Raw genomic sequence first — 15,286 nt, 5'->3', positions numbered from 1 at the left:
TTTTATAGCTTTAATTTTAGCCCTGAAATAGTTTAATTTCAGACTTAGAAAATACCAGATATGAAAACAGCATTAATCCATCAAAGATTCCTGGTAAGTACAGGAATTTCTACCGATACCCGAAATATTGAACCCGGAAGCATTTTCTTCGCTTTAAAAGGAGCAAATTTTAACGGCAACGAATTTGCCGCGCAGGCACTTGCCAAAGGAGCTATTTGCGCTATTGTAGATGATAAAGAAGCAGCGCTAAATGATAAAGAGTATATAGTTGTAAAAAACACCTTGGAAGCGCTTCAAAGCCTTGGTAAATTTCATAGAAAATTTTTAAGTATTCCAATCATTGGTATTACTGGAAGTAATGGAAAAACTACCACCAAAGAGCTTATCTTTAATGTTCTTTCCAAAAAATATGCTGTCACCGCAACCCATGGCAATTTAAATAACCATATTGGGGTTCCGCTTAGTTTGCTGGCCATGGATGAAGAAACCGAAATTGGATTAATTGAAATGGGCGCTAACCATCCCGGTGAAATAGAATTCCTTTCTAATATTGCGATGCCAGATTATGGACTTATCACCAACTTTGGAAAAGCCCACCTTGAAGGTTTTGGAAGTTTAGATGGTGTGATACAGGCAAAAACCGAATTATACCGACACCTAAAAGATCACAAAAAACTGATATTTTTAAACCTTGACGATGAAGTTCAAAGGTTAGAAATAAATTATAAACATACTTTTAGTTTCGGAAATAATAGAAAAGCCCAGGTAAAAGTCGATTATCCCGACTCCTCTGATTCTGCTGAATTAATCTTTAATGATACCCGGTTTAAAAGTCAGTTAAGCGGTAGTTACAACGCCAAAAATATGGCCGCAGCGCTTTGTGTAGGTTTATATTTTAAAGTACCATTTGACGAGATAAAAGAAGCTATAGAAAGTTATATTCCGTCGAATAATCGTTCGCAATTAATTGAACGAGATTCAAATAAGATTTATTTAGATGCTTATAATGCCAATCCTACCAGTATGATGGCAGCTTTACAGCATTTTAATAATTCAAAAACCAATACTACTAAAATTGTTATTTTAGGTGATATGGGAGAACTTGGCGCGGCTTCAGAAACCGAGCATCAGGTTGTTGTAAACTACCTTGAAAACGCTGATATTTCTGAAATATATCTGGTAGGCAAACAGTTTAAAAAAACCACTACCAGCAGGCCAAACATAATAAAATTTGAAAATACCGAGAACATTAAAAAACACCTACAACTAGCCGAATTAAAGAATTGCAGTATACTTATAAAAGGTTCAAGATCTATGGCTTTAGAAGAAATTCTTGAAGTTTTTGAACCTACAACTTAATTTCTTTTACATCTATAAAACCGTATGCGCTAATTTCCAGAAGGATTAATAACAAGCTATCGCCGGGGATTATTTCGGCTACTTTTAAGGTATTTACATTTCCTGAAAGAAATACTCCCGGGGCGGCTTCCATTTCGTCTCCCAGTTTTTGGTTTGCCTTCCCCAGCTGTTCATTTATATGCGGCTTAAGATCCAGCTTCATTTTGTTTTTAATCTTTTTATAGATTAAAGTATTGGCAAGGGTCTCAAGAGAATTATCCATAAGCCAGCTTTTACTTTGGCCTTCCAGTTCGTATTCTTCTACATCTATAACCTGTTCTACCTCATCAAACCCCAGTCTTATATGGACTAATAAAGTAACCTCCTTATTTTTAAAAAGTGTGGTGAGTGTCTTTAGCTTTAAATTAAGCGTCAGGTCAAAATTGGGCTCCTGACTTTTACCTAAATTGGCGCCGAGTACTTCGGCATAATTCTTCACCGTGCCTTTAGAATCTTCCATTCCTATCTGCTCCCCCACTAATTTTTCCTGAAGCACATCTTCCAAAACCCGGTAACTTATTTTTACCGGTAAATTGAGTATAATATTATCGTCGTCAAAAAGCTTATCCATGAGTAAATTTTCAGTTTGGTTCGTTATGGTATTACCATAGATACAACTTAAGTTTTTTCTGCTGAAATATTCTGAAAACGCAGTTAAATTTAAAATACAGAAATATTTTTAAGAAAAAGTATACTACCGCAGATAAAATGAGAAGGCATTCATAAAAACTAGTTTAAGAGCTCAGTTGCTTCAGGTTTCATTTCTAATTTTATCTGAACTATAAGAATTCGAAATATTTCTTTCAATAAAAAGAAATATTTATTAAGCTTATCTTCAGACAATTATCTCTAATTTATGGAAATCCGTAAAATACTAAGTAACAAAAGCTTTAAATTCGGGACACATAAGTGCAAATAGATCTGTATTTGAACTTATTTTAATTTGGCAATTAAACAATGTCGGTTGCAGAAGCAAAAAACTGAGTAGGGTCTGTTTGAGCTTTATGTGGCCGGCATTTTTATTTAAGCCTTCTCATTCTGCTCTTTTCCGAAGTAATGTTTAAGAATCCACCCTCCCACGAAAGTTGTAATCAACGAAAAACTACCATAAAGAATTGCCACCAGGCTTATATCTTTATTCTTTAGTAACTGATTGGCAATAAAAAGAGCCAGCACACTATTTTGCAAGCCCATTTCTACGGCAATTGTGTAGGCAGAACTATGTTGCAGCTTCATACGCCTGGCCGCAAAATAACCGGCAACTATTGTAGCGAAATTCAAAATAATCAGGGGAATTAAAAGATTCAAGTGTTTTAAATATTCAACCCCTTTTTGATTTTCGTCAAAGAAAATAACAACAATAAAAGCTATCAGCATAATCCCCGGTAAGATATAGCGTAAAGCTATATGAAAACTTTCTCCAAACTTATGCCCAAATAGTTCATTGATTAAAATTCCGCTCATTACTGGTAGGACAACAGTTAAAAGCACATCACCCATGGTTTGTCCAAAACTCAGTTCTACTGTGGCCCCATTATTTCCAAAAACCGCAAAACTAAACTCAATTACCAGTGGAATACTAAATAAAATAATCAAACTATTAAAAGCCGTAAGCGAAACCGAAAGTGCTACCCTTCCTTTTAGCATTTTGGTGACAAGATTTGAAGCGGTACCACCGGGACAGCCGGCGAGTAACATAATTCCAATTTTGTAAATAGGATCTATTGGCCAGAAAAAAATTAATAGAAAGGCAATAAGGGGTAATAAAAATATTTGAGAAGCAAGGCCGGTAATTATAGCTTTAGGATGAGCAAAAACCCTCCCGAAATCTTTTAAACATAATTCCAGGCCTATCCCAAACATAATTAGGGCGATAGAGAGGGGCATAAAAATATTGGCAAATTGCTGCATATTCTTTTAAAAAGAAATCCAAGTTCAGATTTTATAAAATATGGGCAAAATTTCGCCTTTTAATTACGGATATATAAATTTTTGAATTCTTTCTTTAGAAATTTCTGGATTTGCGCCTTCTTCCCCGGCAACTAAAGCTCCTACAGCACATGCGAAATCAAGACTGCTTTGGGGGTCTTCATTTTTAAGCATCCCGGCAATTAAACTAGCGAGGAAGGAATCACCTGCACCTACAGTATCTTTTACTTTAGTTTTAAATCCGCTGTTATAATAGCAATTACCGTCTTTTAATAATACAGCACCATGTCGTCCTTTAGTTACACAAATAGTTCTGGTATTGGTTCTTTTAGATACAAAATGCAGGTTCTGTTCCAACGAATTGTATTTAGACCCCATCATATCCGCAATTTCAAAAAGTTCGTCATCATTGAATTTTATAAAATCTGCCTGCTCCATCAGTTTTACCAAAACTTCCTTTTCATAATACGGCGGACGCAGATTAATGTCGAAGATTCTGTATTTTGCTTCGGGTAGAAGCTCAAAAAGCACTTTGCGACTTACCTGGTCGCGGCAAATTAAACTTCCGAAGATAAAAGTATCAGCATTTTGCACTGAATATTTTATCCCTTCTGAAATTTCAATTTTATCCCAGGCCACAGGGTGTGCAATATCATAAGTAGCAGACCCGCTTTCTGAAAGTTTTACGTTTACCACACCGGTAGGAAACTCCGTGTCTTTGGAGATATTATCGGTTTTAATATTCTTTGATTCCAGATATGAAATTAGCTTTTCGCCTTTTTCATCGTCTCCCACTTTACTAATCATTTCGGTGGAAATCCCTAATCCCGACAGCCTTGAAGCCACATTAAGCGGTGCACCGCCAATTCTCTCCCGGTCTGGAAAAACATCGTATAATATTTCGCCGAAGCAAACGGCTTTTCTATTTACCATCTTATTAACTTATTTTTTTGAAAAGGACAAAATGTCCAGACTTAATTTTTAGTCACCGGTAGAATACTTAATGAACGAACAAACTCAGTTTCAGAACTAGAACGAATCTGAAAAATGCATCATAATTATAATATTTTTAGTAGCCTGTGTTTTGCACATATACGTCTTGACTGAAGTTTATTTGAGCCTGTGGAATGGGTAAATATTCTTCCCTACCTTCATCAAAAGAGGCGCCCTCGTAATACACAGCCTCTTCTGCTTCTTCACTATAATATTTATTCAAAGTTTCATCTGCAATTCCCCATCTTACAAGATCAAAGAAACGGTTTCCTTCCATGGCAAGTTCTAACCTGCGTTCCCAACGTAATGCTTCACGGGCTACACCCTGAGTCCAGTTGATGTTTTCTCCATCTAAATAAGGACTTATCCCAGTATTAGTAGCGTATGAAGATATTAAGGTCGTACTTTGATTAGCTCTTTCCCGAACTTCATTAATCAGAGGAAGAGCTTCATTTTGTCTTCCAAGTTCGATTAAAGCTTCCGCCCTCATCAACAATACATCAGCATATCGAATCTCAATTCTGTTTTTAGAATTTCCATAAAAAGGATCAATATTCACAAGGTGTTCCGAATCTTCAGTTACATTCTCTTTTAAGGAGGCTGTATAACCATACGTACTTGGAGACCTAACCCAGTTTTCCTGGTAAATATTTTCTTGATCGTATTTCCAGGGTAGACCCGGTATTGCTACAGTATGATATAATCGAGGGTCAACTCTGTAATTCTCCAAACTGTTAAAATCAATATTAGATTCGTTATAATTTGAAAAAAGAGGCAAACCCTGTTCATCAACCTTATAGGCATTTACAAGGTTCTGGCTTGGTTTATGGAAATCGCAACATCCAATTCCCTGTGGAGTAGCAAGCACATCAGAATAATTTAGTCTTCCATGCAGGGTTCCATCGTTGTCGGAGAATTGAATGGAGAAAACTGCTTCTTGCCCATTTTCAAAACTACCAGGAAGAAAATTATAGGCAAAATCTTCTTCAAGTTGGTGCGTTCCCATTACCTGCTCTGTTGCATCTAAAACCTGCTGCAATCTTTGTTGGTTAATATTTACTACATTATGGTTTTCATCCTGTTCATACGCCTGATAAAGTCGTGTTTTTGCCAAATATGCATAGGCTGCTGTTTTATCTGCACGCCCAACTTGCGGCTGAGAAGAAGGAAGAACCTGTGCTGCGGCCTCGAAATCACCTGCGATGGCACTCCATAAGTCGTCATTATTAAGAGCCCGGTTTGAGATTGTCCCATATTCTTCCACTGGAATATCTTCTGTAACGTATGGAACATATTTGTACATGATTTTCAGCATAAAATAGAAATGTCCTCTTAAAAACTTCATTTCTGCGATTCTTGTGGACTTCTCAGGAAAATCCACCTCGTCGATTTGATTTAATGCAGCCAAAGCTTTGTTTACTCTGGAAATAGCAACAAAACTATTATACCAGAAAGCATCCAGTTCACCAAAATCTGTTCTTATGTTCTCCGATACTTCAAAAAAATGAAAAACCTGTATATCATTTGTACCACTTCCCCCCTTGTAAGCATCATCAGAGCGGACATTTCCATAAGGCCAAAGACTGAAGGGAATGTCATAATGATCATTACCCAATGCAGCATAAGCTGAGGTAACAAAGCCATCGACATTTTCAGGAGTTGTTAATTGTTCTTCAGATAATACTCCATAAGGTTCTTCCTCTAGAAAATCTGAACAGGCAGTAGAAATAGTTAGAAGAACTATGCCTAGTAAATATGTTATTTTCTTCATAATAAAGAGTTTGATGTTATTAAAGTGATAGGTTTAATCCAAGAGTTAGTGTAAGTGGTTGAGGATAACCCCATCCTGCATTTTCAGGATCAACTCCGGTAAAATCTGAAGAAGTTATCATGAGTAAATTCTGGCCACTCACATATAATCTTGCATTGGTGAAATTCATACTTTCCAGAAGTTCTTCCGAAAGGCTATATCCAACTTGTAAATTTCTCAATTTCAGATATCTTCCATTCTCTACATAATAAGTTGAAAATCGCGATTCGGCGTTATCATCGATAGTCGTTAGAGCCGGAACAGAAGAGTTAACATTTTCTGGAGACCAGGCGTCAAGAAGCCGGGTTCCTTTATTCGATCCTACGTCATCCACACTCCAAAAATCTGTTTGAAATTTGCGCTCATTGATCACATCTACATTGCCAACCCCTTGCCAAAAAGATGTAAAATCGAAATTCCTGTATCCAAGTGTAATATTAAACCCATAATTAAAGTCTGGATGTGGTATTCCTATCCAGGTACGGTCATCATCGGTAATGACACCATCGCCATCCAAATCTTTGTAACGGATACGGCCAAGGCCTTTCCCTCCCTGTTCCGCAGAGTTCATTACTTCTTCCTCTGAAGTGAATAAACCGTCAGTAACATAACCATACATAGAATTAATAGGTCTTCCAAGAATATTGTCTTCACTACCATCTCCGCCATAATTGTTCTGTACTTCCTCTGGCAGGTAAGTTATTTCATTTCTGTTTGTAGAAATATTAGCTGAAATCTCATAGCTGAAATCTCCTTCTGTTTTATCACGATAAGTTAGTGCAAACTCCCAGCCTTCATTCTCCATGGAAGCCCCGTTCACCCATCTATTTCCCCCTTCACCTATTGTCCCAAGATATGGAGGTAATACCAGGATATCTTCAGTTTCTTTGAAGTAGTAATCAATGTTTCCAAATAACTTGTATCCGAAAAATCCGAAATCAAGCCCAACATTGGTTTGGGTAGTAGTTTCCCATTTTAAATTGTCATTCCCTAACTGAATTCCTCTGAAACCAGAAGGCAATAAACCAGAACCGGCTCCAGAGAGATCGTAAGCAGTTCCATAAGAAGTTTCCCAGGTGGGATCACCTCCAGCATAATCTGAAACGTATAATGAGTAAATAGCGTTGTTATCAATTTCCTGGTTCCCTGTTTGTCCCCATCCAAGACGAAGTTTTAAATCTGATAGGAAGGAGTAGTTATCCTGAATAAAATCTTCCTCGCTAATACGCCAACCGGCAGAAAAGGCGGGGAAAGTTCCGAAACGGTTATTTTCTCCAAATCTTGAAGAGCCATCGCGACGTATGGTACCCGAAAGCAGATATTTTTTATCGAAAGTGTAATCTATTTTTCCGAAGAAAGATAGTAAACTGTATGAAGTAGCAGAACCACCATTATAGGCTTCTCCACTTCCTGCATCTGGATACATATATTCAGGTGTTTCAAGAATAAAACCTTCCCTTCTTAAATTAATATTTTTATAGTCGTCTCTAAACATCTCTGTACCGGCGAGCAAATTGAAGTCGTGTTTCTTAATTTTTAATTCATAGGTAGCAGTGTTAGTCCAAGTTGTTTTTAGACTTTTCCAATCTTCGATATCCACTGCGGTTTCATCGTTTTGCAGATATCCCGATTTATAACTTCTCTGAAGTGAACGACGATAAAAGTTGCTGTAATCAATTCCTAGATTTGTTCTTAAATGCAAGTTTTCAATAATTTCAAGATCGGCGTAGGCATTCCCGAAAATTCGGTGATATTCATAACCGTTATCCTTATTGTATTCCAATAAACGTACAGGATTCTGCCTATCGTTCATCCCGCCAACTGGTCCTCCCCATCCTTCTCCATCTGCGGTTCGAACAGGAATAATAGGGGATGCTTTCAATGCTAGATCAAGAACCCCCGGATTTTCGATTTCTTGAGTTTTATTAAAGGTGAAGTTTTCCCCTATTTCCAGTCGATCATTAAATAATTTATAGCTACTATTCATTCTCGCGGAAATCCTGTTAAATTCCGTAGTTTTTACAATTCCCTGGTTATCATAGTAGCCGAGGGAAAAAAGATAGTTCCCTTTTTCTGTTCCATTCGAAACAGATAAATCATAAGATTGAGCAAAGCCCGTTTGAGAAATCTCGTCAAACCAATCCGTATCTGCTGATAGTAAGGTTTGTTCCTCATCCAGATATTCAGGTACAATAATGCTATTTAGGACAGCCACTCCATTTTCATTATTATCCCAATCAAATTGGTATCTTAAATTATTAGAATTGGGATCAATATCGTCATTAACCTGTGCCTGCCATAGAACACGACCATATTGCTCTGCATTAAGTACTTCCTGGCTGTTAGCATAAGTCGAGGTTGAGACATAGGTATTAAGATTAACCTGCATTCTTCCCTCTTTACCTTTTTTGGTAGTCACAATTATTACCCCGTTAGAAGCCCTAGATCCGTAAATACTTGCAGAGGAAGCATCTTTTAATACTTGTATGGATTCGATGTCATTCGGATTCAATTCATGCATGCCGGCCTTTGTAGGAACTCCATCAATCACATATAAAGGATCTGTATTGTTAAGAGTACCAACTCCACGTATTACTACCTGAGTATTTGCACCACTCGGAGAACCATCCGAGGTTATCTGGACTCCAGGAAGCCTCCCCTGTAATCCTCTTATAGGGTTTGGTTCGGGCTGCTTGTTTAATTCATCCATGTCTACTACAGATACTGCTCCTGTAATGTCTGTTCTCCTTTGAGAGGTGTATCCGGTTACCACCACATCATCTAGTTGTTGATCATCCATAATTAGCGAAACATCAATATTTGTTTGATTATTTACAGCTACTCTTTTAGTTTGAAAACCTAAATAACTATAGACTAAAGTAGCCTGGGGGTCAATATTTTCAATTATATAGTTTCCATCAAAATCTGTAATCACACCTTCATTTGTCCCTTCCACTTGAATAGAAACTCCGGGTAATGGCATTTGATCATCTTCAGAAATCACATTTCCTGATACATCTATTGCCTGTGACCACATAGAAAGGGGTAAAAGAAATAATATTAATAATTTGGAATTCATAGGTTATGGATTAGTTGAGATTTACTTGATTAATTTTCAAATTCTTTATAATGAATTCATTTCCTTCAGCATTCAAGCTTTTAATAGGCTGCTCCGGAAAGAAGATTTCAGTCATTACCGTTTCTCCGTTATCAAAAAAAAGTTCTATAGACATATTATCTATAACAGCCTTTACTTTTAGATTCGAAGCTTTTGATAGTCGTGGTGCTGTTGAAACTTTATCACCAAAATTCTCATTGAAATCGGTCAGCCCAGAATTGCTTCGATCTAAATAAAATTCTTCTGTATTATGATCGTACCCAAATTTCAAAACATCATCTCCCTTACTGGAAAGGCTAAAATGATATTCCTGATCTTTTAAATCCTGTATTTCAAAGGAGATCACTGAATTTGAAATATCTATTTCTTCTGAAGTTGCTATTTGCGTTTCCCCTTCAACTGAAACAGTACTTTTAGTGAATTTTTCACCCGTATAATTTTGAAGTTCCGCTACAGGAGTGGAAACTATACGATAAGCATCTCCTTTTTTGGTAAGCTTTAATTCTCTGGCTATCGTCATGGCACTTCTCCACGTTTCGGTGGGTACTTCATTAGCATATTGCCAGTTAGACATCCAGCCTATAAATAAATGCCTGTCATCTTCTTGGGGAATATTAGCCCAAGTTACCCCGGCATAATTATCTTTTCCAAAGTCCAGCCAGTAATGATGATCCTCACCCAAATCACTCATAGACTTGTCTAATGTGAAGGTTTTTCCATCAAAATCACCAACAAAATATTGAGTCCCGGAGCCGCCATTGAAACCACCCGGATTTAAGCTCTGGATCAAAACCCACTTTTTCTCGTCAGATCCTTCCACCTTCATCTGGATAAAGTCGGGGCATTCCCAAACTCCTCCGTGGGCTCCTATCCCTTTGCCGAATTCAGACGCTAATTCCCAATCCTTCAAATTTTGAGAAGTATAAAACATCGTTATATCATCGGCAGAGAGCACCATAACCCATTGGTCGTGGACCTCATCGCGGGTTATTTTTGGATCCCGAAAATCACGAAGCCCTGGATTTTCAATTACTGGATTTCCTTCATATTTAGTAAAGGTGTTTCCTTCATCCAAACTATAAGCAATGGCTTGGGTTTGGTAATCAGCACGGCCTTCTTCTTCACCTTTGGGATCGTGGTAGGTGAACATCGCAATTACCGGCGCCGTTTCTCCATCCCCAAAACCAGATGTGTTTTCAGTATCGACTACCGCGCTTCCGGAGAAAATATAACCTTGCTCATCGGGCTCCAGTGCTATAGGCTGTCCTTCCCACTTAATCATATCTTTACTGGTGGCATGACCCCAATGCATAGGGCCCCAGGTATTTCCTTCAGGATAGTACTGAAAGAATAAATGATAAGTTCCGTTAAGAAAGAACATCCCATTAGGATCGTTCATCCAGTTTTCATTGGGAGTAAAATGAAAAGCCGGTCTAAAATCGGTATCACTTTGAGCTGTAACTTCAGGCGTTTTCTCAACGGACTCTTTATTGTTATCCTTACAGGAAAACAGCAGCATTGCGCTTAAAAGACAGGAAGAAAGAAATATAAATTTATTTTTCATTATAGATTATTTTATTGTTGAAAAGCTTGTTTGTTATGACCGGGGGATAACTCTTCGCCCAGTTCTTCGAGGGTTTTTCCTTTAGTTTCGGGCATCATAAAAATCACGAAGAATAGTTGTAAAACCATCATAAAGGCGAAAAAGCCAAATACATAACCGGGACCAATGGTGGTAAAAAGTACCGGTACTAACGATGGTACTATCGCGGCCAATACCCAGTGTGTAGAAGAACCAAATGCCTGTCCCGAGGCCCTTAAGTGGTTGGGGAATATTTCAGAAATAAATACCCAAATTACCGCTCCCTGGCCTATGGCGTGAGCAGCAATAAACAGGAATAGAAAAATCGGGACCCAAAGTCCGCCCCAATTGAGAAAAAATGCTGCAGCTACCAGAGATAAAGAGATAATATAACCTATGGAGCCCACAAACATCAGCTTTTTCCTTCCTACTTTGTCGATTAGAAAAACTCCAAGAAGGGTGAAAAGTAGATTTACCACACCTATTCCAATACTACTTAATAAGGCTGTGTTGGCTTCTAAGCCAGCCGATTCAAAAATCCGAGGAGCGTAATAGAGAAAAGCATTTATACCCGAAAGCTGATTAAAAAAAGCAACCAAGAACGCAAGGATTAATGGAAAGCGATACTTTTTCATAAAAATGTTTTCGCCGGTAATCTGACTTTCAGATTGTTTTTTAATTTCTATCATTCTTTTTTCCAGATCGGCCTTCGGATTAATATCCTGAAGTATTCTAGCTGCCTCTTCGTTTCTGGATTTAGAGATAAGCCAACGCGGACTTCTGGGAATAAATACCACAAAAAGGATATAGATAAATGCAGGAATTGCTTCTACACCTACCATCCATCGCCAGGGTTGAGCTCCGGTGTCACGAAGTAAATAATTAGAGAGGTAAGCAATTAAAATCCCTAAAACGATATTGAACTGATAAAGGGATACCAACCTACCTCGATCTTTAGGTGGTGCGATCTCGGAAACATAAGTAGGTGCGGCAATTGTTGAAGCACCAACGCCTAATCCTCCCAGGAACCGGAAAATAGCAAAGGTAATAGGATCGTTGGCAAAGGCTGAACCCAGGGCCGAAAGGAGATAAAGTACTCCTATTATTATAAGGGTATTTTTTCTTCCGAACTTATTTGTGGGGATTCCTCCAAAAATAGCACCTACCACGGTTCCCCATAGGGCCATTGCCATAACTACAGATCCGTGAAAGGCATCTGAAGTTCCCCATAATTCCTGTAGCTGTTTATCGGCTCCGGAAATAACTACAGTGTCAAATCCGAAAAGAAAACCTGCTAATGCAGCACTAATTGACCAGGCAAAAATCTTACTCATATCGTAATTTCTAAGTGTGAAACTAAGCTATGTTTAAAATTCCTGCCGGTATTTTAGGAATCCTTAAAATGATTATAAAAATGTTAATTAAATCGAAATAAATTGTAAAGCACTTACTATACAGGAGCTTACAGGAATTCATGAAAATTAACGAAACCGTTATAGTTTAAAATATGATACAAAAAGTTTAATTTTGATACCTAAACAAAAATGCTATTCAAAATCGATGTAACTTGTTTAGGTTAGTTTCTAAACTTTTTCGGAGTAGTTCCATATTTATTCTTAAAGGAGGTGGAAAAATAGCCGGGAGAAGCATAACCGACTTCATAGGCAATTTCAGAGATATTTAAATTAGTTTCCTGTAGAAGACTCTTAGCTTTACTCAATCTTTGTGAATTTATATAATCGCTTATGCTAATTCCTATTATTGCTTTTACCTTTCGATAGAGTTGCACCCGGGAAATTCCCATTTGTTGTGCCAAATCTTCTACATTAAAATTAGCGTGCTTTAAATTCTTTTCAATAATTTGATTCAGATCTTTAAGAAAGGTCTGTTCAGAATCTTCAAATTTATTGTCTTTTACCTGATCTATCTTGTTGGTATAATAATACCGCAATTTCTCCCTGTTAAACAACGCTGCACGTAATGATTCCTTTAAAATTTCAAAATTAAAGGGTTTGGTGATATAAGAGTCGGCTCCCACTTTTAAGGCTTTTATACGAGATTCTTCATCGCCTAATGCTGTAAGAATCAAAGTTGGAATGTGGGAAGTACGCAAATCCCTCTTAAGTTCCTGACAGATCTCAAAACCGCTTTTTTCTGGAAGGTTGATATCACAAATAATCACATCCGGAATAATTTCATATGCTTTTTCAATAGCGTCTGTTCCATCAGAAAGTTCTACGCGGTAATCTCCCAACAATCTTTTCTTCAAGAGATAAGATAGATCTTCATTATCTTCAATAATTAAGATAGTTTCAGCATTTCCATTCAAAGACTGCGAAAGCTCTTCCGGAATAAAAGTACTTTTTAATGCCTTTTCTGACTCTTCTTTTCGAATTTCTGAAGTATCTTCTGAAAATTCATATTCAGAGAGATGGCTTTTACCCTTTAATAATTCAATTTTAAATTCCGCACCCTGATGCGATGAAACCGAAATATTGCCTTTATGCAGTTCAACAAACTGTCGGGTAATATAAAGTCCGAGACCGGAACTGGGTTTGGTATTATTACCGGCCTGTCTAAATGGATCAAATATTTTTTGAAAATCTTCCTTTGGAATTCCTATCCCAGAATCTTTAAACAGCACCCCAACTTTATCTGCGCCTGTCTCTTCTATCTTAATATTAATCTGTCCATTTTTAGGAGTGAATTTAAAAGCGTTGGAAAGCATATTAAAAAACACCTTGTCCATCATATCTCTATCCATATAAATCATGATCTCCTTATTGTCGGTCTCCAGATGCAGGTCAATAGACTTTCTTACCGCTTCGGTTTCAAAATCTTCATATATATTACTTATAAACTCGTATAAATTAGTTTTTAATGGTTTAAGCCTAAAGCTCCCGCTTTCCAGTTTTCTAAAATCAAGAAGTTCATTGATAAGCCTCAACAACCTACCCGAATTTTTGCTGATAAGGTTAGTTTCATAAGCAAAATCCTTAAGCTGTTTATAAGGATTTTGTGATATACTTTCTATCGCGCTGGTAATTAATGTTAGCGGAGTTTTAAATTCGTGAGAAAGGGCTGTAAAGAAATTGATTTTTACTTCATTGGAAATCTTTAACTGCTCCGCAAATTTTTCTATTTGATTTCGTTGTGTAATTATTTTCTCATTGTTTAGTTCCAGCCTGCGTTTTCGCTTCCTTAATTTAAATACCAGATAAACTGCCCAAAATCCAAGCAATAAGAGTAAAACACTTAGGCCAACCATAATTTTTAAAAGGTTGGACTGTGAGTTATAAGTAGCTACTTGTTCATTGATTATGCTCTGTTGCTGTTCGATATCATTTTGCTGCTGGTTCATTTTATTGAACTGATTCTGCATGATTTCCACATTCACCTTATCTATAACTACAGTACTCAGAATATTATTTTTGTCAATCTGGTCCCCCTCAAGTAGTTTAACAGCAAGTTTAATAGCTTCAGCACCACCAGTGGGGTAAAGCACGGTAGCTGCGAGAACATCTTCTTTTACAAGTTGTATTCCTCCGCTTGGGCCAAAAAGCCCGTCTACTCCTATTATTTGGATACTATCTTCAAGATTTTTGCTACGGGCGACCTCCCATGCACTCATTGCCATACGGTCATTATGCGCAAAAATATAATCTATAATTCCCACTGAATCCAAAATAGATTTCAAATTATCCCCAACTGAAGTTTTTTCCCAATCCCCTGCAATGGACGCCACAATATCCATGTTCCCCTGATTCGAAATGACTTCGTTAAAACCCTGGCTACGTTCAAAAGCTGGAGAAGAAGTTTGAAGTCCTGTTATTTCAATCAGCTCTAACTTTTGATTAGGCTTGGAATTAGAAACAATATAATTTGCTGCATTTTTACCGATTTCAACATTATTTGCCCCCACATATGCGGTATAGTTGCTTCCTTCAATTTTACGGTCTATAACTATGGTAGGGATTCCCGCATTCATGGCTTTTTCTATAACCGGGGTGATAGGAACCGATTGAATAGGGGAGACGATTAAAACATCTATTTCATTAGAAATAAGCTCTTCTATTTGCTTAATCTGCCTTGAGACATCATTTTGAGCGTCTTTAATTTCGAGATAAAAACCAGGATGCATAGAAGTCTCTACCTGCATTGCCCTGTTCATCTCCTTACGCCAGTTGTCAGTAGTCATTGCCTGAGAAAAACCAATCTGGAATTCATCCTGCTCTGGTTCGTTAGCACAGGAACCAAAAAACAAGAATCCGGCAATAACCAATACCAAACCTAAAAACTTCATAAACAGAATATTGAATGTAAAAATTCCCCTTAAAAACCCGGGAAATTAATTAATGAAAGATAGAAAATGAATTTGGATAAATAAAAACCGCTTTTAAGACTTGTAAATTTCATTCAATTTTAAATGAACGTAAATTTTACATTTATTATATTT

At 37.2% G+C, this 15,286-nt stretch carries 9 protein-coding genes; 1 reads left to right on the top strand and 8 read right to left on the bottom strand.

The window, feature by feature from the left end; translation table 11 throughout:
• The first annotated feature begins 60 nt into the window (after positions 1-60).
• Positions 61-1,359: a UDP-N-acetylmuramoyl-tripeptide--D-alanyl-D-alanine ligase gene (locus B5X53_RS08995; RefSeq protein ID WP_079712911.1), complete on the top strand. Its 1,299-nt coding sequence runs from the start codon at positions 61-63 to the stop codon at positions 1,357-1,359.
• On the opposite strand, the gene B5X53_RS08990 is transcribed toward B5X53_RS08995, so the two are convergent.
• The 8 genes from B5X53_RS08990 to B5X53_RS08955 form a co-directional block, all read right to left on the bottom strand.
• A complete protein-coding gene (locus tag B5X53_RS08990; RefSeq protein ID WP_079712910.1) occupies positions 1,349-1,969 on the bottom strand; it encodes a DUF4403 family protein in 621 nt (206 codons plus the stop codon). The genes B5X53_RS08995 and B5X53_RS08990 overlap by 11 nt on opposite strands.
• 452 nt (positions 1,970-2,421) lie before the next feature.
• Positions 2,422-3,309: a bile acid:sodium symporter family protein gene (locus B5X53_RS08985; protein WP_079712909.1), complete on the bottom strand. Its 888-nt coding sequence runs from the start codon at positions 3,307-3,309 to the stop codon at positions 2,422-2,424.
• 63 nt (positions 3,310-3,372) lie between these two features.
• A complete protein-coding gene (locus tag B5X53_RS08980) occupies positions 3,373-4,260 on the bottom strand; it encodes a carbohydrate kinase family protein (RefSeq protein WP_079712908.1) in 888 nt (295 codons plus the stop codon).
• Positions 4,261-4,396: 136 nt separating this feature from the next.
• On the bottom strand, positions 4,397-6,091 hold the full coding sequence (locus tag B5X53_RS08975; RefSeq protein WP_079712907.1) for a RagB/SusD family nutrient uptake outer membrane protein: 1,695 nt from the start codon (positions 6,089-6,091) through the stop codon (positions 4,397-4,399).
• Positions 6,092-6,110: 19 nt separating this feature from the next.
• Positions 6,111-9,209 carry a SusC/RagA family TonB-linked outer membrane protein gene (locus B5X53_RS08970; RefSeq protein WP_079712906.1) on the bottom strand — a complete coding sequence of 1,033 codons (3,099 nt, stop codon included), beginning with the start codon at positions 9,207-9,209 and terminating at the stop codon, positions 6,111-6,113.
• Between the two features lie 10 nt (positions 9,210-9,219).
• On the bottom strand, positions 9,220-10,812 hold the full coding sequence (locus B5X53_RS08965; RefSeq protein WP_079712905.1) for a glycoside hydrolase family 32 protein: 1,593 nt from the start codon (positions 10,810-10,812) through the stop codon (positions 9,220-9,222).
• A gap of 11 nt (positions 10,813-10,823) precedes the next feature.
• Complete coding sequence (locus tag B5X53_RS08960) at positions 10,824-12,164, bottom strand: sugar porter family MFS transporter (RefSeq protein ID WP_079712904.1); 1,341 nt, start codon at positions 12,162-12,164, stop codon at positions 10,824-10,826.
• 242 nt (positions 12,165-12,406) lie between these two features.
• Positions 12,407-15,133, bottom strand: a complete 2,727-nt coding sequence (locus tag B5X53_RS08955) for a substrate-binding domain-containing protein (RefSeq protein ID WP_079712903.1) — start codon at positions 15,131-15,133, stop codon at positions 12,407-12,409.
• Positions 15,134-15,286 lie beyond the last annotated feature (153 nt).

The sequence above is a fragment of the Salegentibacter salinarum genome, assembly GCF_900168115.1.
Classification (GTDB): domain Bacteria; phylum Bacteroidota; class Bacteroidia; order Flavobacteriales; family Flavobacteriaceae; genus Salegentibacter; species Salegentibacter salinarum.
The sequence above is the reverse complement of the archived record's forward strand: the minus strand, read 5'-3'. Positions and strand labels throughout refer to the sequence as shown.